At 28.8% G+C, this 25,520-nt stretch carries 14 protein-coding genes and 2 pseudogenes; 4 read left to right on the top strand and 12 right to left on the bottom strand.

Annotation, left to right across the window (positions count from 1 at the left end; all coding sequences use genetic code 11):
* Nucleotides 1-111: 111 nt before the first annotated feature.
* From KPL38_RS08375 to KPL38_RS08385, 3 genes and pseudogenes are all read right to left on the bottom strand, one after another.
* Nucleotides 112-849: pseudogene (locus KPL38_RS08375) on the bottom strand (Rpn family recombination-promoting nuclease/putative transposase); the annotation flags it as partial.
* Between the two features lie 312 nt (nt 850-1,161).
* Nucleotides 1,162-3,645 carry a DUF2357 domain-containing protein gene (locus KPL38_RS08380; RefSeq protein WP_216288696.1) on the bottom strand — a complete coding sequence of 828 codons (2,484 nt, stop codon included), beginning with the start codon at nt 3,643-3,645 and terminating at the stop codon, nt 1,162-1,164.
* A gap of 18 nt (nt 3,646-3,663) precedes the next feature.
* Nucleotides 3,664-5,361 (bottom strand): MrcB family domain-containing protein, encoded by a 1,698-nt coding sequence (locus KPL38_RS08385; RefSeq protein ID WP_216288697.1) that lies wholly within the window; start codon nt 5,359-5,361, stop codon nt 3,664-3,666.
* Nucleotides 5,362-5,526: 165 nt separating this feature from the next.
* Between KPL38_RS08385 and KPL38_RS08390 the strand changes: the two genes are divergently transcribed.
* Both KPL38_RS08390 and KPL38_RS08395 read left to right on the top strand, forming a co-directional pair.
* Nucleotides 5,527-8,295 carry a class I SAM-dependent DNA methyltransferase gene (locus KPL38_RS08390; RefSeq protein WP_216288698.1) on the top strand — a complete coding sequence of 923 codons (2,769 nt, stop codon included), beginning with the start codon at nt 5,527-5,529 and terminating at the stop codon, nt 8,293-8,295.
* 299 nt (nt 8,296-8,594) lie between these two features.
* Nucleotides 8,595-9,950 (top strand): homing endonuclease associated repeat-containing protein, encoded by a 1,356-nt coding sequence (locus tag KPL38_RS08395; RefSeq protein ID WP_216288699.1) that lies wholly within the window; start codon nt 8,595-8,597, stop codon nt 9,948-9,950.
* Between the two features lie 81 nt (nt 9,951-10,031).
* On the opposite strand, the gene KPL38_RS08400 is transcribed toward KPL38_RS08395, so the two are convergent.
* Complete coding sequence (locus KPL38_RS08400) at nt 10,032-10,457, bottom strand: helix-turn-helix domain-containing protein (RefSeq protein WP_216288700.1); 426 nt, start codon at nt 10,455-10,457, stop codon at nt 10,032-10,034.
* 156 nt (nt 10,458-10,613) lie between these two features.
* Between KPL38_RS08400 and KPL38_RS08405 the strand changes: the two genes are divergently transcribed.
* Nucleotides 10,614-11,012, top strand: a complete 399-nt coding sequence (locus KPL38_RS08405; RefSeq protein WP_216288701.1) for a (deoxy)nucleoside triphosphate pyrophosphohydrolase — start codon at nt 10,614-10,616, stop codon at nt 11,010-11,012.
* Between the two features lie 120 nt (nt 11,013-11,132).
* On the opposite strand, the gene KPL38_RS08410 is transcribed toward KPL38_RS08405, so the two are convergent.
* The 5 genes from KPL38_RS08410 to KPL38_RS08430 all read right to left on the bottom strand — a co-directional run bounded on the left by KPL38_RS08410 (nt 11,133) and on the right by KPL38_RS08430 (nt 18,458).
* Complete coding sequence (locus KPL38_RS08410) at nt 11,133-11,639, bottom strand: hypothetical protein (protein ID WP_216288702.1); 507 nt, start codon at nt 11,637-11,639, stop codon at nt 11,133-11,135.
* A 35-nt stretch (nt 11,640-11,674) separates the two neighbouring features.
* Nucleotides 11,675-12,565, bottom strand: a complete 891-nt coding sequence (locus KPL38_RS08415; protein WP_216288703.1) for a ParA family protein — start codon at nt 12,563-12,565, stop codon at nt 11,675-11,677.
* Nucleotides 12,566-12,770: 205 nt separating this feature from the next.
* Entirely contained in the window at nt 12,771-15,671 is a 2,901-nt protein-coding gene (locus tag KPL38_RS08420) for a DEAD/DEAH box helicase (RefSeq protein ID WP_216288704.1), read from the bottom strand.
* A 110-nt stretch (nt 15,672-15,781) separates the two neighbouring features.
* Nucleotides 15,782-16,699 carry a DUF5655 domain-containing protein gene (locus KPL38_RS08425; RefSeq protein ID WP_216288705.1) on the bottom strand — a complete coding sequence of 306 codons (918 nt, stop codon included), beginning with the start codon at nt 16,697-16,699 and terminating at the stop codon, nt 15,782-15,784.
* Nucleotides 16,700-17,192: 493 nt separating this feature from the next.
* A complete protein-coding gene (locus KPL38_RS08430) occupies nt 17,193-18,458 on the bottom strand; it encodes an AAA family ATPase (RefSeq protein WP_216288706.1) in 1,266 nt (421 codons plus the stop codon).
* A gap of 50 nt (nt 18,459-18,508) precedes the next feature.
* Between KPL38_RS08430 and KPL38_RS08435 the strand changes: the two are divergent.
* Nucleotides 18,509-20,485, top strand: a pseudogene (locus KPL38_RS08435) (DUF3427 domain-containing protein); the annotation flags it as partial.
* Between the two features lie 568 nt (nt 20,486-21,053).
* Here KPL38_RS08435 and KPL38_RS08440 read toward each other — a convergent pair.
* The 3 genes from KPL38_RS08440 to KPL38_RS08450 all read right to left on the bottom strand — a co-directional run bounded on the left by KPL38_RS08440 (nt 21,054) and on the right by KPL38_RS08450 (nt 25,255).
* Entirely contained in the window at nt 21,054-22,739 is a 1,686-nt protein-coding gene (locus KPL38_RS08440; protein WP_216288708.1) for an RNA-binding domain-containing protein, read from the bottom strand.
* A gap of 480 nt (nt 22,740-23,219) precedes the next feature.
* Complete coding sequence (locus tag KPL38_RS08445; protein WP_216288709.1) at nt 23,220-24,872, bottom strand: Z1 domain-containing protein; 1,653 nt, start codon at nt 24,870-24,872, stop codon at nt 23,220-23,222.
* Between the two features lie 14 nt (nt 24,873-24,886).
* Entirely contained in the window at nt 24,887-25,255 is a 369-nt protein-coding gene (locus tag KPL38_RS08450) for a hypothetical protein (RefSeq protein WP_216288710.1), read from the bottom strand.
* Nucleotides 25,256-25,520: the final 265 nt, after the last annotated feature.

Genomic DNA, 25,520 nt, shown 5'->3' on the forward strand with positions numbered 1-25,520 from the left:
AGATAGTACACATGTCTTGAGATATTTCTATTAATATTTTTGAGTTACAATCCAAAATCCACATCCTAATTATTCCAGTTAATGTTTTTTCATAAGATAGTTAACACTATCTTCCTTTTTATATTCTTCATATTTCTTTTCCAATGCATGGTCTTTAATTAAAAATAAGTATTGTAAAAAATCTACCAATGCTTTTATTTGATCATTATTTTTCACTTTATCATAAGTTTATAATTCATCTGTTAATTTTATTTTTGCATCATATATGTCTTCATCTCTTGCACCTGTTTCTAATAAACTTTTTGCCATTTTAAAAACTAACTTCAAAGGATTATCATCACTAATTCTTTCAAGTTTTATTGTTTCTACATCTATAGTTTTAAAATTATATATTAGTATTGGGCTTTCCATTTCAGGTAATTTATATACGTATTTTTCATCTTTCCCTCGATGGCCTTTATAAGTGTATATTGCAGCAGCAACAATTTCTGACCTATCTTTATTTTTATATCTAAATTTGTCCCATATTCTATAAAAATATCTGAACATTCTTTCTCCAAAAACTTCATATTCACTACTATAGCTTTGTACCTCTACATGAATAAATAAGATCTTGCTTCCTTTATCTTTTAATCTTACTCTTATTATTTTATCCGATATTATATTTTCTGTACTATCCTTATCAAATATATTCTTTTGTATTTCTTTTAAATCTTTATCTAATGATTCTGTTCCAAGCTCCCAATTTATTTTATTAAATATTTCTGGGAAAAGCAATTCTACTATTTCTACTTCAAATGCTTCCAAGATGGATTTCCATACTCCATCAAAATCATGTTTTTTTGTCAAAACTATTCACTTCCTTGCAATTCTATAATTCACTGATTAATCTAATTATATCATATTAATTTTTCATTTACACCACTATTAAAGTATTAAAATAATTACCCTCGCCCATTTGTTTTATGTAAGAATACAACTCCTTTATTTTTTTCAAAAAACTTTTACCCATTGTATACTACAAGTTGCCAGCAAGTTAAATCCCACTGAAAATATATTGATTTATCAGTGTTTAACGCATTTTGTTTATTGCACAGCATTAAATATAAGCTTATTTGCAAGTTACCAGCAAGTTAAAATTATTTCTATAAAAGCCTCTAATTACAAATTAACCATAGCATTTAAAATATCCCATTCTAATCCTCTTAAATTAGTTTCAACACCATTAACCTTTATCCCACTCCCATCTACTACTTCCACAATAACATCCCCAATAATATACTCCCTCACTTTACCTTTCTTATTAGTCTTTACATCCTTATCTTTATCTGTTTTCCTAATTTTAAGACCCTTCTCTTTTGCTACCTTTTTTAATATTTTATATACCTGAAGTTCCAAGCTACTTCCTACTTTTAGCTCATGAGTATTTTCTGCATTTTTCAAAAGATACAAGGTTGTATATGTTACAAGTCTAGTTCCTGTTTGAATTGGGACAATGTTATCAACTTCTTTTATAGATTGTAAGTTAATTCTTAAGTACATATCATCCTCTGTACCAGCTCTTGCTTTAAGCTCAGTACAATCTTTCCTCTTATATTCTAAACATTCTTTTATCTTTCCATAATATCTTATTCCACCCTCACCTTTGAAGCTTTCTATTGATTGATAAAATGCTAAATACTCAACTGAGTCTCTAACCTCTTTTAATCTTGCTACTGGAATATGGTAAAAGAGATTTTGTTTATACTCTTTCAAATGCTCTTTATTCTTCACATTAACAATCATTACATTAAGATGCTTATACTTACCATAATCATCATATTCATCTATAGCTATCCTATCATTTCTTGCATCTAGTGGAGATTGCTCTATTATTTTCTTTAACTGCTTTGTTATTAACTTTGTACTTCCCGGCAGCATAGGAAAAGCTCCTATATTTACTTCTTCTATACTCTTATAAAAGTGATGTTCTTTAAACTTCTCCTCATCTCCATAAGGGAACATAACATAGGCCCCAAAGGTATCATATTTAAATTGTACATCGTTGCTAAGCTTTGATACTATTGCATCCCTATATCTATGCATTACATTTATGTCGTCCTCAACTGGTCCTACAACGCCGCAATCATCTAACTTGATTCTGTACTTAGCATCAAATATATAAATTCTATCATCATCTTTATTGTTTAAATTTCTAATATTAAGTACAGTATCTGGTCTTTGGTTAGCTGTTGGGGTTGAATATGACTTGTTATACCATAATTCTAACCTATTCTTCTTATTAGAATAAATCATCTTAGCTTCGGAGTCTTGGGATAATGTTAAATAGATCCCATTGTCCTTATACTTTAATATTCCATATTCCTCTACTGAGTAACCTAGATCACTTAGAATATGGTGTATTTTCATATAACACCACATCTCATAGAGCTGATACAGCTTTTTAGGGGTCATCTGATAAAGTCCATCGCCTAATGCAAGACCCTTACTTAACATAATATACTTTTTATAAACTTCTCTATAACCTGGAGCCATTTGAAAAACTAAACTCATAGTCTTTTTTCCAGTAAGATTGCTAACATTAATAAATCCATTTTTGAGATACTTATTTAATATAGATATCTTATTTTTTAAAAACTTATATAATTCTACTTTATCATCAGTATTATCACCATTGTTACTGGCTTTATTACTAATCATATTTATAACTATATTTTTCACAACAACATTTAGTCTTTTTATAATATTTGTTATCATATACTTAACAAATCTATTTTCATATATATCTATAGTTGTTATCTTTCTTTTATCTACTACCATCGTTGCTATGTGATTTTTATCTTTACCCTTAATAAGTCCATTTTGATTTTCTAACAGCACACCTGAATGTTTCCTGAGGTAAGCTATTGTATTACGGGAAGGTACTCTTGATTTTTCAACCCTTCTTATAGATTCTATAGTTTCTACGTTGTGCTTAGGATTTGCTATAATTCTTTTTATAGCTTTTTCTAAATCATCAAATATACATCTCAAAATACTAATAAATTCGGCATTGGTTTGATGTTTAGTATCCACCAGCCTAGTTTCTAAATAAGTTTTACCCATAAGGGCTAATGCTAAAGAATATATCTCATCATTTACTTCATTCATAATATCCAGGTAATCCTTTTGATAATCAATTTTAGACGGGAAAACTTCTATATCTATAGATAATATATCCCTTCCATCCTTATTAATTATAAAATTGGATAACCCAATATCTGATGAAAAATCCACCATACCAATGTAACAATTACTTATTTTCTGGAACACATTATTTAAATTGCTTCCCATATGAATTACTTCATAATGACCCTTATCTTTAACTTCTAAGATGAGCTGATATTTTCCGTTCTCATAAAAACAAGGTCTTACATTAGATTCAATAACCTCTACTAACTCACCATTGTCAGAAATTACCTTTACCGTAACTTTGTCTTTATCTTTATATTCCAATGCAACTGTAAGTGTTGCTATAGTATTTATATTGATACCTAAATCTCTTGCTTTCTTATTTATGCTTTCACCACTAAATGTTAATGAAAATTCATACTCACAATTTATTTCTAAAAGTTTGTCATTATGCCCAGAATGAAGTAAATCCATCTTCATAACCTCTTAACATCATAAGTATTTTTTAGTACTCTTTTTGTACTTAATTTTGCCTAATTTTAGCTCTACTTCACACTCTTTAATATACTCAATTGTTGCAGTGACTTCTTTACCGTCAGTATTACAGTAATTAAATAATTTAATTAAGATTTCCTTAACGAGAAGCTCACTGCCAGTTATAATTGGCAATATCTTTTGCATTATCTGAAAATCAAAAGCTTCATCCTCACTTAATAAATCATTGATCTTATTTTCTAACATATAAAATACAATCTCATCTCTAACTCTATATCCAAAATTCTTATTACCTTGCTCTAATATCTCATTTATATCTTTAACCTTACTATTAGTTTGTCTAACAAATTCATCATCACTACTTAAAGCATCTTTAATACATAAGAAGCTTGTCTTAAAAAAGCTGTTATCCACATTAATACTTTCACATTCTTCATTACTAAAATCCAAATCATCTAAATCTACATCTGAAAACTCAATAGTATTTGCTCTATCTAATACTTTTCTGCTAAAAGCAAAAGTTGTATCATCCATATTAACAGTACCTACAATATAAATATTTTCAGGTATTCTTAAATTTTCATACTTATTTCCTTCTGGCAAATATTCCTTTGAAAACAATCTATCTGTTTTAATATTATTATACTTATCAAATTCTCTAGATTCTATAATGCTTAAATATTCACTTAAATAATACTCAACCCTAGCTAAATTCATTTCATCTAAACATATAAAATAAGGTTTATTAATATTCTCTTCTTTAGACGCTCTAAAAATAATTTCAGTTAACTTACCAGGTACAAATTCATCATTTATATTTTTATAACCAAATAATTCAGTGCTATCATTCCAATCAGGCTTAACACTAATAATATTATATTGCCCATTATCAGAGGTAGCCCCAACAGCATTTGCAAATAACTTAACTAACTTAGATTTACCAGTTCCACTTATTCCTGCTAGGATTACAAAGGGTTTTGTTTTAAGAGAGAGATAGAAATTTGCTAGATCATTATAGTGGTATATGAAACTTTTGAATAGGATATAACTATTTACCCCTTCTATGATATGTTTTGTTTCATGAACTATACTACGCTCCATCGCTTCACTTCCCTCTTTAGGATTTTCTAAATAAATATTATTATAATACTGTGAATAAATGGTTATCATGTTATTTAAATCAGTTATCAGCTGCTGCTCCTGTGACATATTATCTTTGGTATATAATTTATAAAATATCAAACCTGCTTCATAGTCCTTATTTCCCACTAATAAATTATTATCTGCAATAAAGCCTTTAGAATCTATCTCAGTTCTAATCTTTACCCTTGTATTAATCATTTGCTCTGTAGCTTTTCGCTTACCAAACTTCTTTTTAAGATTAGTACAACCTTGATTTAATGTAAGATATACTCTCTCCATATCTTCTGAAAATAGGTATACTATGTAAACTCCTTCCTGAATAGTAGTTGTTATTTCTTTATTATATGCTGCAATCCAAGGACAACTTGTCCATCCACCCTGACCAGAAGATCCTTTTACAATTAAATTATCATCATTAATATTATTTTTAATTTCATCTTTAACCTCGTAATTAAGAAGCTTGAACATCCTATGGTCTCGTCCAAACTTACCTTTCATTATTTCAGTTTTATAGTTTTGCATTATATCTAATAAATTTTCTCTTAAAGACATCTTATCCCCCGCTCTTCTTTCCTATAATAATATGATTCTATAAAATATTGTAAAGTCCTGCTAATGTGTACTTACTATATTGCTTACAAATATTTTTTAATTTTATGACAAATTAATCAATTACTTGAATATACTCTATTATAGTAATTATTTTAGGTGATAGGAGTGAGTTTATCTTTTAATAATATAAAACAACGAGCTATAGAATTTTCATACAAATGGAAAGATTGTTCAAGTGAACGAAGTGAAGCACAAAGCTTTTGGAATGATTTTTTTAATGTCTTTGATATAAGTCGAAAAAGAGTAGCTACGTTTGAAAAGCCCGTTAGAAAGAATGGTTCTAAAATTGGATATATTGATTTGTTTTGGAAGAGTACCCTTGTAGTTGAACATAAATCCAAAGGCAAAAGTTTGGACAAAGCCTATTCTCAAGCAATTGACTATTTTGAAGGATTAAGCGATGATGAACTTCCTAAATATGTTATAGTATCTGACTTTCAAAATTTTAGAATTTATGACCTTGAGAAAGATGGTATATTTACTCAATTTACCCTTGAGAATTTTTATATGCACATATACCTGTTTAGCTTTATCACTGGCTATAAAAAAATAACGTTTAAAGACGATGCTATTGTAAATATTCAAGCTGGTGAGCTACTTGGCAAACTATATATTTCACTTAAAGATAACAACTTTAATGAACACGACTTAAGTTTATTACTTATAAGAATTCTTTTCTGTCTCTTCGCTGATCACACTGGAATATGGGCAAAAAATCATCTTCAATATTATATCCTTCAAAATACAAAAGAAGATGGGAGCGATTTAGGTCTTCACTTAAATTTGATCTTCGAGACTCTAAATACTGATTATAGTAATAGACAATCCAATTTACATGAGGATTTACAGTGCTTTAGATATATAAATGGAGGCCTCTATAAAGAAAGACTTTCTACTGCAATATTCACTAAAAATAGTAGGTCTTTATTACTTAACTGCTGTTCATATGACTGGAGCCAAATTTCTCCTGTTATCTTTGGTTCAATTTTTCAAAGTGCCATGAGTTCTTTTAAACGTCAGCAATTAGGCATTCATTATACTAGTGAAAGAGACACCCTAAAAGTAATAGAGCCTTTAATACTAAATGACTTAAGGTTGAAATTTAATAATAACTTACACAGCTTAAATAAACTGAATGAACTTCTTAAAGAGACAAGTAAACTTAGGATATTAGATCCTGCTTGTGGTTGTGGAAATTTTTTAATTCTTACCTACAGAGAAATTAGATTACTTCAAATTGATATTTTAAAGCAAATAGCGCTTCTTAACGGTAAATACTTTAATGAATATCATATTCAGCAACAAATTATAGGCTGGAATGGTATTATTCTAGATGTTGATTCAATGTATGGTTTTGAAATTGATGAATTAGCAGTTAGAATATCTCAGGTAGCTCTCTGGCTTATTGATCACCAACTAAATTCTCTTATGGCTTTAGAGTTTGGAATTCCATATGAAAGGTTACCGCTTAAAAAGATTGCAAATATATTTAACGTAAATGCTCTAAAAATCGACTGGAATACCTATGTAGATAAAAAAAACTTATCTTTCATAGTTGGAAATCCACCATATTTACCTTCAAATAACAGAAGTGATAAGCAAAGAAGCGATATGGATTTAGTTTTCAACAAAAATGAGTATAACTTTAAAAATTATAAGAGACTTGATTATGTATGCGCCTGGTACGTTAAAGCCTCTAGCTACATTAAAGGTACTTCAATAAAGGTTGGATATGTCTCTACAAATTCAATTACACAAGGCGAGCAAGTAGAATTATTGTGGGAACCGCTGTTAGCACAAGGTATAAACATTAATTTTGCCCATAGATCCTTTAAGTGGAAGAATGGTTTATCTAATGATGCCTCGGTTTATGTGTGCGTTATAGGTTTTGCTTATTCTAATGATGTTTTAAAAAAGTTATATGATTATGATACACCCACCTCTGAGCCGTTAATGAAAATTTGTAATAACATAAATCCATACTTGCTTGATAAGCCTAATATTATTGTAAAATCAAGAACAAAGCCTATAAATAAACTAATCATGCCTTTAGCCTCAAAAGGTAGTATGCCTAATGATGGAGGAAATTTAATACTTAATAATGATGAAAAAGTAGAATTTTGCTTAAAGTATCCTGAATCATCAAAATATATACGCCCATTTATAAGTGCCTATACTATGATCAGGAATATTCCAAGATGGTGCATATGGTTAGAAAATTTTGATCTCATTGAAATTAAAAAGAATCCTTTTTTATATGATAGAATTCAAAAAGTCTTTGAATATAGAAAAAATGATTCTAAAAGCAAAAGGGCTTTATCATATCCCTATTTATTTGAGAATATTAAGCAGCCAAGCTGTAATTACATTGTTATTCCAAGCCATACCTCTGTGAACAGAATATATATACCCATACAAATATGTGATAAGGATAGCATAGTAAATAATTCTTGTATTGCCGTACACTCAAACGATAGTTATATTTTGGGTGTTTTAATGTCTTCTATGCATATGGCATGGATTAAAGAGTTCTCAGGTAGATTGAAGGGTGATTATAGATATTCTATAAAATTATGTTATAACACCTTCCCATTTATAATCCCTAGTGAAAAGCAAAGAGAAGATATTACTAACTGTGTAAGTGACATTTTAAAAATAAGATCTAACTCTAAACATTCTCTAGCTCAACTATATGATGCCCATCTTATCAGTAAAGAATTGCTATTAGCTCATAAACGACTGGACACAGTTGTTGAAAAACTGTATTTGAAAAAAGGTCCCTTTGTAGATGATCGAAAAAGAATAAATGTTTTACTAACTCATTACTTTAATTTGTTATCGCAAGCTGAACCTGATAAACTTAAACTTATTTAGAACAATTTTATGTTAAAAGATCAATAAATTGTTGGTTTACATGCTGTTAGATAACATGTATCAGAAAAAGTATAGCAAAATTTTGCTATACTTTTCTAGTGTTACCTCACTTACTCTAACCGTCATTTTACCATCTCCTTTTAAGTTGAATTATACCATGTGATTTATTTACTAGTTTTAGAAATTATAAAATCAACTTATAAGTATACTAATATTTATTAGTACCATATCAACGTATACTAAACTACTAATTGCAAATACTAACCTTAAAGTATTAATAAAAAAGGACTGAGGTTACTATGGATTATAAACAATGTAGACACTGCAAAGAAACCAAGGAACTAGCACAGTTTAATTTAAATAAATCTTCAAAAGATGGACATCAAAAATACTGTAAAGAGTGTAATAAAAATCTTAATAGGGACTATAAGGAAAGAAAGGCTTCTAAAGAAGGCAGAGTTATGCTCCCTTATAAATCCAAGAAATATTCAACTGTAAGCAATGAGGAATTACTACAAATTATAAAGAATTTCTTTAATGAATTTAAACGCGCACCAACAACTTGTGATTTTGATAATAATGATAAATATCCCCATTTCAGAACATATTACAGGCACTTTGTTTATTATAAATCCGATACTAAAGTATCTAGCTGGAATGATATTTTGAACTTGGCAGGTGTATCTCCTCTAGATTATAGAGACTTCTGGTCTGCCTGGCAGTATCTTGTCGAGATATCAGCATCCATTTTAGAAGGTGACTGTCTCTTTCAATATTGCGGATTTGGTTTAGATTTTAAACCAGATATTTATATCCCGCTTAAGCATAAAGTAATTGATGAAGCTACCTCTAATTACGCATGCAAACACAAGGTAAAACAATATAAAAAAGCTACTGCTAAAGGTGCCTCAGTAGAATATTGGTGCTTAAACAAAAATAACAGGCCCGGATTAAACTTACCGAATCTGAAATATGTTTTTGCTGATGAAATTGTTTTGAAATTATCAAAACTAGGTTATCATAAATTATGTTATGATATCAAGAATCTTCATCTAGTATATAAAGAATTTAATGACGCATATAAGAAACATAAAAAAGACTACATAATTAAAAAGCTAAAGGAATTTCATCTTAAAAATGGTAGAACTCCTTTTACTAGAGACTTTATAGGAAATCCAGATTATCCATCCTCATCAGCTATAACTGATTTGTTCGGGACCTTTAATAATGCATTAATTGCATCTGAATTAACTATAAATACTTTTGCTAATTTACCCTTTGATGAAAAAATAGCTAAGGATGATTTAATGAATCTTATTAACAAACTTGGCCGGTTACCCAAATGGCGGGAGTTACATCCCCCTAATACTACTTTTACTCAAAAAGTTTATCACAAATATTGGGGTAGCATTGAAAATTGTGTTAACTCCATTGGATTTAATTATATGTTTCTAAAGAATTCATCTATTGACATCAAAGTAAACTTAAGACTTGACTCAATAATAGAATTTAAAACACTCCACAACCGTATGCCAGCAATTAACGAGTTTGGCGCTAAGAACGCACTCCCCAGCTATCACTGGGTCTGTAATCATTTTGGAAGTTATGAAAATTTAATAATACATTTAGATAACCCAATAGATACTACTCTCTAATATTTAAAAGCATTTTATCCACAAAGTTATGATAAAATAATATACTTGTCCACAAATTGAATGTGTACTATTTTATCCTACTTACTCTATTTCTTTTTTAACTAAACCACAAATAATATCAATACCATTTGATATTATTTGTTTTTGCTGAGCATTTATTTCTATATTATTAAGAAGTATTTTTCCGTCTTCTGCTAAATTATTTATTAGAATTGCTATTTTTTCTAGTTCAATAAATTCAGAGTCATTATTCATATTGTGTTTTTGACCTAATTCCTTAATAACATGGATATCATTACACAACAAATAATCTAATGAAACATTAAAATATTCTACAAAATTCCTAATAGCATTCATCTCAGGTTGTCTTTTATTATTTTCGTATTGGCTAATAGTTGTTTTTGTAAATGCATATCCATATATGCCATTAAACTCATTTGCTAATTGTTCCTGTGTCATTTTTTTAGACAACCTTACGCTCTTAAATCTCTCTCCAAAAGTATTCAAAATAAACTCCTCCATAATCATAACTTTATTTATAATTATGGCCAAACATTCACTTGTCTACTCAATGATTATTGTATTTAATACGTATAATTAAATCTACCCTCTCACTTTTACACTAACCCATTTTATGCTAAACTTATAACAGAGGTGTTTTGTATGAAGAAACTAATAAAGGTTGTAGCAGCTATTATTGAAAATGGAAATAATGAAATCTTATGTGCCCTTAGATCACCAATAATGTCCCTACCAAATATGTGGGAATTTCCTGGCGGTAAAGTAGAAAGTGGTGAAACTTTAAAAGAAGCTATTGAACGAGAAATAAAAGAAGAGCTCCATTGCGATGTTGAATTTATTGATATATTTAATGATAATACTTTTGAATATGACAAATTTATAGTAAATTTAATTACTATTAAGTGCCACTTAACATCCGGTACTCCTACTGCAAATGAGCATTCAAAATTGATATGGTTACATAGAGAAAATTTGCTTTCTCTAAAATGGGCTCCTGCCGATATTAAGGCTGTAGATCAGATTGCAACAGAAAAGGTATAGCAAATTTTATTTTGCCATACCTTTTTTATGAATTTTGTATGTTTTTCTCATTCATAATCTGTTACATTACCTTTACCTATGAATCAGCCATAACTTTTAAGTTATTATTTGTTAATTATCTTAAAGTAACTTGTTAAATGCTTCGCCTTGCTTATTCGCTTTTATAAGTCCAGTTATCATATCATATACTTCATCTTTCTTCTTTTTAATCTGCCTTTTATCTCCTGACAAAATAAAATATATAATATTTAAATCTATGAGTGTAGTTGATTTTAAAATTTGTTCTTTATTTCTACTTTCAATAAATGAAGTGACCTTAAAAGCATCAGGAAAATCAATATAGTTTAGCTTTATCCCTCTAATGCTTTGAAAATCTTTATTTGTCCATAACTTTATTATTTCCTCAAAAGGTACTTTCTCACTTTTCTTTTTAACATTTGTATAAAATATTTCATCACCTGCATTTTGTAATTTATCAATCACTGCGTCACTATGAGGTTTCAAAAGTTTTATCATTTGCTCTATTTCCTTTGATTGCTGTTTTAGCTTTTCACAATCAATGATACCTATAATTTCTTTGTATTTTATAAGAGAGTTTATAATGTCCCTAAAATAGATTTTTCCCATGGCATTGCTCCTTGAACTTTTTATTGAACTAAGTTTTAATCAATACATTCCATTATTTCTTTAGTTAAATCTTTATACTCTTCTCTTATCTTACCATTTGCAGTATCTCTAGCAATGTCTTCATAATTATTTATAATAGTAGAAAATATATACTTGTCTTTTCCCTTTATAGATAACTGTGATTCCACATTTGCATCTTTTATATAAGTATTAATCTTTATTAAAACATCATCATTTTTAACTGACCCTTTTTTCAAAGTTTCAAATATTCCTAATAACTTTGGTTTCTCACCAAATAATAATCTAGCAATATCAGAATTATTATGGTCCACGCAATACTTCTTATATATTCTTTCTATAGTAGTAATATAATGTGCAACTCCTCTAGCACTCATAGTTTGTAATATAGTCGGTATAAGATAATAGTCAGATATTAAAAATGCACCTTGTGTTATAACGTTATTACTAGGTGGACAATCAAATAATATATAATCATACTCATACTCTAACCTATGCTTTTGCATAAATTGCTGCAACACAATTAAATCCTCCAAATCATTTTTCAAATTCATTGCAAGTTCATCTAATCCACCAGATTTATAAAAAATATTAGACGGAATATAATCTAATCCAATAACATTAGTTTTAACTAAAACCTTTTTATCAAATTGGCATTCTATGTTAGGGTATGATTTAAGTTGTATCCACATATCATATACGTAATTTAGACTTTCATTTGATTTAAGTTGATCTAATTCTGAAAGATTACCAATGCATATTTCACTTAGAGAACACTGCGGATCTAAGTCAATAAGCAATACTTTTTTCCCATTTAGCACAAGATGCCTACCTATCTGATATACGCTAGTGGTTTTACCTACTCCACCTTTATAATTACCTACAAAAATCTTCTTTGCTTTTTTCATTTATTGCCTTCCTTAAAATTTATTCTTAATAAAAGTATATATGTTGAAAGACTATATTATTCCAATTAATGGTTCTATTTTATATATCCATATTACTTAGTAACTCTTTAGCTTTCTAATTCTTATTTAGATAATAATATACACTTACCCATCTTTTCGTGTTTAGATTGCCAATATCAGAAAAGGTATAGCAAAATTAATTTTGCTATACCTTTTTTATGAATTCTATATATTTGTCTGTTGGCATTTCATTCTTTAACTTTATCTTAACTGTTATAGGCTTTTCTCCTTCATACTCTACCACGTCACCCTTCCCTATATAAATAAAAGGCTCTGAGGCTCCATCAATTTGCTTATATTTTCTCACAAAAATATGTAGGTTAATTCCTCGTTCTTTATTTAAAATAATATTTTTACCTCTTTCTGAACTTTGGGATGTACTATTTGGACTTTGCCATTGAAAGTATTTGCTATCTATAAACTTATCTTTATAATTTATACTTTCCTTAATGTCTTCTTCCTTATGTAAATCGACAAAAATAAAATATTCATTCCCATTTACAATAAGTCCAAGTCCTCTAAATGAACTATGAATTTTAGTATAATTAGAAAGTTGCGCTGCATCTATCATTCGATACTGTTCGTATAACTTAAAGAATGGCACTCCGTAATACTTACTTTCAAACTCTTTTTCATATCTTATAAGAGCATAATTTATAACATCTTCGATATATATTCTATATTTTTCATTGTGTACTACAGTCTTAAAATCCCATGTACTACTTAAAACATCGCCATTAAGTCCAAAACATTTAATATTATTTTTAACTTGAGCTGAATCATAATAGTTTTGATTTAAGCATTGGAACGCATGCTTAATACTGTCATCATCTACACCATCAATATACTTTAATATCTCATTTTTAGCTTGCATTAAAGTTATTTTTTCATTGCTTAACAAATATTTAATTATACTATATTCATAAACTCGTTTTATAGGCAACCTTGCTGATAATTCTTTAAGTATTTTAAGAAAGACTTCCTCTTCCAATAACTTTTTTAAAACATCATCATTCTCCATCTTAGCTACAAACCCAATATAAGTTTTTTCCTTATTTAAAAATGTTAAAGGATCAGGTGCTCCATCATACTTTATATAATCCATAAGTAAATATGGAGTTTTTCCACTGTTCATCATCTTAAACTCTAAATATTCTTCCTTTAAATATCTCATGGAATTGAAATTTTCTTCAGTTAACTGTTCTAATATTCTCTCCTGAGCAATTCTATCCATCTGTATATTTGTGCATCCAGGTATATTACCAAACTGCGTTGCTACGGCTACCTTCAAACTATCTTTGTCATAATATCTTGCACCATTTAATGCTATGGCAATTAGAAATACTTTTTTATGATTACCAATAAAATCTAATACAGTTAAGAAAGATTTTTCTTTATGAGTTCTAAGTCCACGACCAAGCTGTTGTATGAAAATTATAGGCGAATTAGTTGGTCTAAGCATTAACACTAAATTAATAGATGGAATATCCACGCCTTCATTAAATATATCTACAGTGAATATAACTTCTAAGTCTTCCTCATCTGCTTCTAATTTTTTTATGTAATATTGTCTTTCATCTGCAGAATTTTCTCCAGTTAAACATACGCTTTTAATTCCTCTTTTATTAAATTCAGCTGCCATATATTGTGCATGATCAATACTTGCACAAAAGCCTACACCTTTACATTTCTCACCATCATAGCCGTAAAATTTCATCTTATCAATTATGAAATTAACCCTCTCATTAACTTTTAATCTTTTAGTTATTTCATCTATGTCCTGCGGATTTACTCCACTAAGGTCAATACCCTCTATATCAGATATACCAAAATAATGAAATGGGACAACGAGTTCTAGCTTTAAAGCTTCCCTAAGCCTTAATTCTAAAGCCACATTATTATCAAAGATATCGAATATATTCCCGTTATCACATCTTTCTGGTATTGCAGTCATGCCAAGTAAAAATTTAGGTTTGAAATACTCCATGACCCTTTCATAAGACAGACTAGAAGCGTGGTGGGCCTCATCAATAACCATATATTCAAACTCATCATTCTTAAACTTTTCTAGATTATTGTTCATTGATTGTATAGTTGAAAATAAATAATCCGCACCTAAATCCTTGCTTGTGCCTGTTAAAAGTCCTGTTGTTATATCTTTGTTTTTAACTAACTCCTTAAATGTTTTTTCTGCGTCTCTTAATATCTCTTCCCTATGAGCCAAGAAAAGTAACTTTTTAGGTTTATAGCTAATAGCATCAAATGCTGACATATACGTTTTTCCTGTACCCGTAGCTGCAATAACCAAAGCTTTATCTTCACCGGCAGCTCTTAATCTATATAAATTATCCATAGCTTTCTGTTGCATATAGTTAGGCTTAATTAATTGATAGTCACTAAACTCTAAGTTGTTATTTTGTTGACTTTTTTTAAGTTCATTTAGAAAATTACTGTAACTATTAATAAACTCATCATCAACAATAGAAGTTGCTTCCCATAAACCTAAATACTCCTCCAAAACCTCACGAGTAAAACTATCATCTTTTTTAGAAATAACTCTAACATTCCATTCTACATTACGCTTTAAAGCTCTTTGAGTTATATTAGAAGATCCTATAATTATTTTATATTCATCTTTGTTTTCAAAAATATAAGCTTTAGTATGAAAACCCATCTCGTTCGTGGCCACAAAAACCTTTAAATCAATATTATTAAACTTTTTTATCCTCTCAAGTGCCTTTGGTTCAGTAAAATTAAGATATGTAGATGTTAATATTTTACCCTTAACACCTTTTTCTTCAAGCTCTTTAAAACTATCTAATAAAAGTTGAAGTCCACTAAAATTAATAAATGCTACACTAAAATAAAATTTAGCACACTCACTTAAGCATCTCTTAAGTTCATCTAATAAATTTCCTTTTTCTGAATTCACTATCAACTTATTATTTACTAGAAATTCAGTGTTTTCTATTTCTTTATGTTTAACATCTACAAAACTAATCTGCTGTTCTTCTTTAATATCTATTTTGTTAAATATTGAATTCATTTTATCCCCCATAATTTAATATATAACTATTTATATTTAGTAAAATTTTAATGTATATATATGAAATTACCTTAATTCATACATATACTCTTAACTTCAGTCTGACCTTATCAATTCTTCGATTTATATAACTGCTTAATCAAACTAAATATATACTCGATGTCCTCGTCATTACTTATTTGTATCTGATAATCGCCATTTCCCCAATGTCCAGTATTTGAAACATCTCTTGCAATATTTCTAGGATCATCTAACGTACCTGCTTTTGTATTCAACCAAATTTTCAAAGCTTTTTTTTGTAAATGTATATCTAGCATTACTTTCTTATTATATATAAAACCTAATTCTAATTTTTTAGCTTTTATATCAATAGTGGCATCTAATGATAGTATAAAATCTTTTATTTTTCCATATAACTCAACAATTTCCTCACTAGAGTTATTTAAGTGCTGTTCTTCTGTATATACTTTAACTTCTGTATTTACAATATCAACTTCACTACCGATTGTAGCTATTGTCTTTATAGATTCACTACCTTTTGATGATTTAATTAGATTAAAGTACATTGTATCATTAGTAAATTTCTTTACTTCCCATAACTCAAAAGGTAAATCTTTAAAATTAATAGCCTCCTTTTGATAATTATTAAAGGTTGGAGATACAAATATAACCCTTGATTGTGACCAATCCACATCATCTCTCTTTAATGTGCTATTACAGTTTTCATTATACTCAAGTATAAAATCAGCCTTATTATTAAGCATTAAAGAAAGATACGAATAGCCTTGATCTATAACACTAAAGTTACTAGTATTCTTATACTCAATGATTACAAATGACTTACTGCTTTCATTAAATGCTAAAGTATCAAGCCTAAAGTTATTAAGAGAAAATTCCCTCTTAACAAACTTTAACCCAAATATATTTTCTAAATTATTTTCACATAACTTATGAAGTTCCACTTCCTTTGAAAAAGTCTTTTCCTTTATTTCTTCTAAGTTATTTCCATCTATTTTATATAAAAACATAACCACTACTCCTTTACTTATAAAACTCTTCACTTTCCAATTAAAAGTTGATGCGTTAACCTTTTATAAATTTCTTTAAGATTTTCAAATATATTATATTCATGAATTTTAACCTGGTGGCTTATCCACCCCATATAAGTATTCGAGATTTAAGGATAATTCCCTTTTTCATATTATCAAAGCTGCAAATATGGATAATTATTTAAATTATATTAACAAAAGTTAAATGTTTTGCTAACGCTCTAAAAAGGCTCTAACAAGTTTGCTAGAGTCCTTCATATTAACAAAAAAATTCAACTTATGGTGCAATATATTAATCTGCCTATTTTAAATCAATCTGCTTAATCTCCATTTAATGTTAATATTCTTATACCCATTCATTTTAAATAATGAACTAATGAACTAATGAAAACAATAATGCACTTGATTACCCCTGAGTGCGTTATTGTAATAATACACAAAAATTGACACACCTCTCTAAATTCAAAAAGTATTACCCTCTATACTTTTCAGATAATTCCAAAATAAAAATAACATCTTTATCAAATTCTTCTCGTGACGGTTTTATATTTTGAGTTTCATAAGGTTGACTATGGCTCTCAACATATCTACAGCATTTATTGAATAATCCTGTTACTGCTGGAATGTAAGTAACAAATTCTCCATTAATTTTTGAAATAGATCCAAATAGGATATTAGGTGCAAATCTTCTTATGATATTGTTGAAGAAGCCTTCTTCGACAATTAGCTCACACCATGTCCTCATTATTGAATATGCAAATTGTAAATTTGATTCTAATTCAGACCCTAAACATTTCTTAGAATCAATCTTTGTTTGCTCATTTTTTATTTTACCTACAATTGATTTTAAGTTATCTAATTTAGCACTAAAATTTTCAGTAATCATTCCTTTATTGTCTCTATCATACTCCCCAACATCAAAAAATTTATCATCTTTATTTTTTTTACTACAGCTATTATAAAGATAATAGTAAAACATTATATTATGTGTAAATATAATTACTTGTCTTTCTTTAGATACCTTGTAAATTACATCTGCAATCTTTTCCGCTCTTTTGTAATCAAATGAAGTTACAGGATCATCAAATAGGGTAGTACAATAATTGTTTCTTATCTTAAGATCAGTTAAAAACTCTGCTAGTGCAATGGCTTTTTGTTCTCCCTCACTCATTATATCAGTTACTTTAGTATTCTCATTAACTACATATTTACTTCTTTTCGTTTGCCCCTTTTGAGGATTAAGCTTTATACTTACATTTGGTGCTCCTAAATAATCACAATATTTATTAAAGGTGGTAGTGTAATCGCCTGCAACAATTTCTTTAAAAGCATCCTTTGATTTAGTAGTCAATGAAGATGTACTAAATTTGCCTTTTACCTTGCTTAATGAATCAATATTAACTTTATATTCGTACCACTGTTTGAATAAATCTATAGATTCATTAATCTTCTTTTTTCTCAAAAATACAGTTTTCTGCTCAGTTAAATTGGTTATGAGTGCGTCAACCTCAGTATTTGTCTTACTTAAAGCTGTTAGCCTTATACCTATTTCAGCTATTTCTTTTTTAATTTCAACATTGATGTCCTCAAAATTAATCAAGCACTCATCTTTTACTTCTTGTCTGTTATCGATACTTTTCTTGAAAATATCTTTATTCTTATCAACCAAACTAATAATAGCCTTAATGTTCCCAATAAAAATCTTTTTATCTTCCTTTAGCAAATTCGCTTCGCTCATTATAACCCCCGTTGGTCTTGAACAAATTATAAACACAATTTGTTTTGCTAATATTTTCAACTGTACAAACTTTATCAAAAGATGAAGTATTGTTAAGCTTTCCTAAGGATGAATTTGATTATATTGTTATTGATGAAGTTCATAAGGCTGGTGCCATTAGTTATCAAAAAATTGTGGATTACTTTGAGCCGGAATTTTTATTAGGTATGACAGCTACTCCAGAAAGATCTGATGATTTTGATATTTTTAAAATGTTTGATCATAATGTGGCTTATGAAATCCGATTACAACAAGCATTAGAAGAAGATTTACTTTGTCCATTCCACTATTTTGGAATTACGGATATAACTATAGATGGTAATGGGTTAGATGATACTACAGATTTTAAATATTTAGTATGTGACCAAAGAGTTAATCATATTATCGATAAAATTAACTTTTATGGCTACTGTGGCGATAGAGTAAAAGGACTAATATTTTGTAGTAATAAAAAAGAAGCTAGTGAGTTATCAATTAAGTTTAATAACCTTAACTTAAAAACATTAGCATTAACAGAAGATAATACTCAACTCGAACGTGAAGAGGCTATTGGGCGCTTAGAACAAGATGAACTCATTAATTGTTTAGATTATATTTTTACAGTTGATATTTTTAATGAAGGAATAGACATACCCTCAGTTAATCAAGTTGTTATGCTAAGGGCTACTAAATCAGCTATAATTTTTATACAGCAACTAGGTCGTGGACTTAGAAAATATGATTATAAAGAATTTGTTGTCATTATAGACTTTGTAGGAAACTACGATAGTAACTTTTTCATCCCTATAGCACTTTCAGGAGACCGAACCTATAATAAAGATACTATTAGGAAATATGTTATGGAAGGAAATAGAATAATTCCCGGTTATTCTACTGTTAATTTTGATGAAATTTCTAAGAAACATATATTTGAATCTATAGATAAAGTCAATTTTAATGATATTAAAATTATTAAGGAGAGCTACAAAAATTTAAAACAAAAACTAGGTAAAATCCCTAGCTTAAATGATTTTCATTTGCATGACTCCATTGATCCTATAAGAATTTTTGATAATAACAGCTTAGGCTCATATCATAAGTTTTTAACAAAGTATGAAAAAGAATATACGGTGCAGCTTGATGCTATCCAAGAATCTTTTATAGAATTCATTTCTAAAAAACTCTCTTCCGAAAAACGAATCCATGAGTTAGAGATGATTAGATGTGCAATAAATTATAAAGTTGATTTAATATATAGACTAAGAAATATTTTAAAAGAACAATATAATATAGATTTCAAGGATAGTACAGAGACCTCAATAGTAAATGTGCTTACAAATCAATTTGCTAGTGGATCTGCTAAATCAACATATAAAGATTGTATTTTTCTAGAAAAAGATGGATTAGATTATAAAACATCAGAGGTTTTCAATGAAAATCTGAAAAATGGAGAATTCAAGAAAATGATTGTAGAACTTATTGAGTTTGGTATAGATCGATATAAAAGATTTTATAGTGACCACTATATGAATACAAATTTTCAATTATATCAAAAATATACATATGAGGATGTGTGTAAATTATTAGAATGGGAAAAAGGTGAATTAGCCCTTAATATCGGAGGTTACAAGTTTGATAACAAAACTAAAACTTATCCCGTATTTATTAATTATAATAAATCTCAAGATATTAATGCTTCTATAAATTATGAAGATAGATTTGAGTCCGCATCACAATTAATTGCAATATCTAAATCAGGAAGAACAGAAAAATCTGCAGATGTTGTACAAGCTTATAATGCTGAAAAAGATGGTGTAGAAATGAGTTTATTTGTAAGAAAGAACAAGGATGATAAATTATCAAAAGAGTTTTATTATCTAGGAAAAATTAATGCTGTAGGCACCCCTAACCCAATTATTATGGGGAATACTAATAAGACTGCTGTGGAAATTAGGTATCAGTTGTATACACCTGTAAGAGAAGATCTGTTTGATTACATTATTTCATAAGGTTTTATTGTAAAAGAGGTATTTAATTTTTTACCACTTACAAACTCACTTTGTTTCTTTATAAATAAAGTGCAGGCTGCTGTAGACAATTGAAAAATAACAAAGGTCCTAGAAGATTAAAACTCCTAGGGCTTTTATGTCGCCGCAACAGAGCGAATGTGCGACCAACTGGTTCGTAGTTAGTTTTACCACTTAATTCCCTTTAACAAGCACTAACTTATATTCACTTCATACTTAGTATTACCAACGGTTTAAACCCTTTTAACTTAACTGATATTAACAATAATTAATATGTATTCCCGATCACCACGTTAGCAGAATGTTAGCATGTTCTATTGGCTCTAGTAAATTTGCAATCATTTGAATAACTAAGTTTAACAACTTTTATCAAAGATATATTTTTGTATCTTAACTTAGCTCTTAACTTCATATTAAATAATAATAACCATAAAGTTAAGGATTCACCATTTGAAAACACTCCATTACTAGTCTCTACCTTATTCTTTTATAAGTCTCTTAACTTATTATCTTAACTACTCTATATAATTATTAGTTAAGACTGATCTAATTAGTTTGTATCTAATAGGTTATTCCTTAACATCCAATTAGGTTTAGTTCTAGGACCACAGTTTATTATAGACCTATCCCTATTTGCCATTTTAGTCAATATGTTACTTATTTTTTTATGTTTTTGCTTTTCATCTAATATATCTGGAAGTTTGTCTAATAACAGTTTATCAATTTCTTTTCTACTTGCTTGTTTGAATTCTGTTATAAAGTCTATTATTAGTTTCTTATAGTATTCATTATTAAATGCTCTATTCTTAATATAAGAAACCTTATCTCCAGTAGCAGCTGCTACTTGTGATACAACATATATATTTGGATTTCTGCCTTCTATAAGCTTTTGATTCTTTAAAAACTTTCTTTCAGCTACAGTTAATGGTTCTTTCTTTTGAACCTTATCTAATGCAATAACAGTTTTCAAGTCAAAGTAAGTATTTTTTAATAATAATTTAGTATAATTTTCATCAATTATCTTACCCATTATTCCTACTTTTACTCTCTCTGGATTTTTTAAATCATAATCTGGAAGTGGAAAGTATCTCTGCATTTGTTTAATAAACATTTTTTTAATGCCACTGCCAATTGTATCTATCATATTTAGACTTACCATTGCGTTCGCTAAAAATTGATTTCTATAATATTCTTGTGGAGCGTCTTGGTCTATTACTTTTTCAATAGTTTGGGGAATAAAGCTGCCACAGTTAGTAAATATTAATTTCTCAGACTTCTCTACTAAATTAATTCTCCCCATTAATGTATAATCTTGATGAGCTATACAATTATGCAATACTTCACGTATAACATATGGGTCATATTGAGTTATCTCTGTAGGAAATAATGTGTTCTCTGTTAGATACCTGTATTTCAAATTTCTAATCTTTTCAAAAACCTTATCTACATTTATAAGGAATGGAGGTCCAAAATGTTCATAGTCCTTTTCAATATTATTATCGTCTTTAAGAACCCAAGTTATTTTTGATACTGAGGGTCCTATAAAATGTTCTGATTCTTCCTTACCTAATAAGATAATAGCAGTCCTTGTAATCTTACCCTTAATAGTTACTTTTGCCTTGTCTAAGAATGTTCTATCATCCCATTTATCAGAATCCTCAGCTAACTTAGGGTTCTTATTCTTATATTCTAACCTTGCTTTTAATATTGCTTGAGAATCTAAATCCTTTATGGTCGCTTCATCACAAATTTGTGCAGACCAATCCTCTCTTGTTCTTTGCTGTCTAATTTCCTCTATTTCTTGTAAGTTAAGAGGGCCTATTGATTCGCTATCTCGTCCATAAAAATGTCCTTCCCAAGCAATTGGTATACCCTGCGGAGCTGCAGGTATCTGAAACATGATTACTCTACCTTCAGTAAGCATTAACTCATGTATTTCAATAAATGTAATATTATTTGTTGTTTTCATTGATATCTCATGCTTAAGACTATCCAGGCTAGCTCTATTTGCTCTATAGTTAGTCCCTACTATTTTTCTATTCTTATCTTCAACACCAAATACCATCCAACCAAATCTTTTACCCTTTAAATTCGCTTCGTTACTCAACGCTGAAAAATACTTTCCTAATTTATTAAAGTCATAAGTATTTTTAGCCTCTTTAAACTCTAACCATTCTGTTTCAAGTGGTAATGACCTATACTCATCCAGTAACTTCTCTAATTCATCAATAGACAATATTTCTTTCCTCCTAGCATCCCTTAATTGGACAATATGCTATTGTATATTACTTTATTGTACTACAGTTCACTTTCCGTGTAAACAAATGTAAATTATTGAAACATAAAACATTTATTATACTTATATTTCATTTGTCATTAGCAACAAAAACTGTTCCAGTTTTTGTAAGGGGTCAGGTACCTTTCAAAAATTGTAAATGTAGTGAGTGATTTTTGTTGCTAGTGATAGTACCATGAGCTCTCACCCTGGTACTATCACTATTTGCTTGCTAATAAAATTGCTTGTTTAATCATTTAAATTCGTCATAACTCATTATTTAACAATAACTTATAAATCAGTGCTAATTAACTTTCTAAAACTATAATTAAATATTTTATACAAATTTAACGAATTGTTTTATTAGCTAAAGATCCATAAACCTTAGCTTTCTGTTAGTACACTCAAGAAATTGGAATGTAGCAAATTTTTTTGTTGCCCTTATATTTCAATTTCTTCTGAAATATTAAAGAAATATGCTTTATTTCCGTCTGGGAATCTAAATACTGGCACCCAAAATGATTGGTCGTCCCATCCCTTATTTTTGGTTCCAGTTAATCTATAAAGGAACAACGTCGGGCTACTACCTACTGCTAAATCATGATCGCTTGCGCTTAATACAGCCGAAATCCCTCTAGTTTCACTATTACCAATTCTTCTATCAGTACGGACAACAAGATATGCCTTATTATTATATTCTAATTTGCTTTTTAAGAATTTCAGAATAGTTATAATTCTTTTATCATTCCAGAAACTTCTTGAAGGTATTGACGTAATCTGCTCTAAAATCTTTATAGCAAAATCAATGGTTATTTCCTTTGCTGGTTCACTAACTGTTCCTACATATGGCAACATCATCTTATTCAGTACATTAGTTGTATCCTCTATATCTTCTTTTTTATATTGAATCATGTTAGAAAAATATTCTTTACCACTTTTATATGTTATAACTTCATCAGGGTTAAGTACATTTGCTCTCGTAGGTTTTAATTCTCCATATACATTAATTGGTATAATTCCCTCTTGCTGTGCATGTTCAATTATAAAATCCCTTAATTCATTTTCAGATTCATTTATCAGAAAAAATCTATCAGCTAATTCACGAGTAATAAATACTCTTGTGACCTCAAGATCGCTACTTCTATATCCATACATTCTAGCATGTTGTTTCATTGTATCAGATTTAGGTGTACTGGTTTGTCTACTATAGTAAGTAGTTATTAACTTCTTAATTGTTACACCTCTGCTTAACTTACTGCCTCCTATAATAAAATTAAAAATAGCCCCATATGATGGCTCACTTGCTTCATTATCAGAGTTAATTACTTCTATATTATTGTTTGATATAAATAACTTCATTTTCTTTAATATAAGATCAAGTTCAGGAATAGTGACAAATGTTATCTTTATATTTTTATATGACTCTATCATTAAATTACCTATTTCTATCTTTTCAGATTCAGTAAGATTGCTATTATTATTCAAAAACATAGAAACCTTGCCTATATAATTTCCTAATAAAAACTTAATATATTCGTGGTCATTTTTGCTTACACTAATATGACACATAAATGAAAATTTATTTCCTTCCTTATGTATTTTTTTTGCAATCGCACTTATTAAGAAAGTACAAATAGCCTTTTTCATTCCTTCAGGTATTAATATTATGTTCTTATCATCAGGAACAGTAATATTTAGCTCTTCTTCAGTTAAAATTCTCAAATACATATTTTCTTCAAAAGGATTAGCAAATAATATATCTCCTCCTACATAGTCTGGGCCTGGCTCTGTAATCACTATAAACTTTGGTTTAAAAGTAGAATTAATATCTTGTAACAAAAGGACTTGTGGAGTTGCTGTAACCTGTATGTATGCCCTCCTTATAAACCTTCCTATTATAGTTTCAAGCAAATTATTTATTGTACTTTGTCCACCCTTGCTAGTTTTAGTATTTGGAGAAGCTTGGTCAGCCTCATCATCAAATATAAAAGTTTTCTCACTCTTAACATTTGATTCTTCTAACAGTTTGTCCAACTTTAAAAGTTGTTCTTGATTCTTTGTTGAAACAATCATTATCCTTCCATACTGGTTCATTAACTCATCTATGCTTATAGTTGGGTTATCAAACTCACTTTTGACACCAAGTGTAGTCCAGGAATACTTTCCATAATCCTTGTAAGTGATTGATTATACAGCCAATTACTATCAGTTGTAAAAAATACAAAGAAACAAATATTATTATCAACAGCAACAGCTGAAGACATCATAACATTATTTGTTTTTCCACTCTGAACCTTTCCTAGTATAAGACCTTCAGTGTTTTCATCATTATTTAAATAATTCATTGATTTACTATAAACTTCATCGGCCTTCGCAATCATACTTGTAATCGATTCTTCCGGAATATCATCCTCAGTCAGCTTTTCCACTAAATATTCTACATTTTCATCATGAATTATTCTTCTCTCACTACTCATTTAATCGCCTCTTAAATAATTTATAGGATTATTGTATCATCAATTTACAATACTTACAAATATTATAAAACCAGTCCAAAACACACCATGAAAATCTGTAACAAACAGCTATTTAATGAATACACAAAAGCAGTTAGAAATTAGGTATTAGAATATATCTCACCACATTTCGATTTTTATGCTTTGCATATTCGTTTAAAAAACAGAAGTTATCCACTATATCTCTATTTTTTGTAACCATCTCGGTTCTGTTTCATAATAAAAA

Origin of the sequence: Clostridium psychrophilum, assembly GCF_018861705.1 — a bacterium.
Classification (GTDB): domain Bacteria; phylum Bacillota; class Clostridia; order Clostridiales; family Clostridiaceae; genus Clostridium_AD; species Clostridium_AD psychrophilum.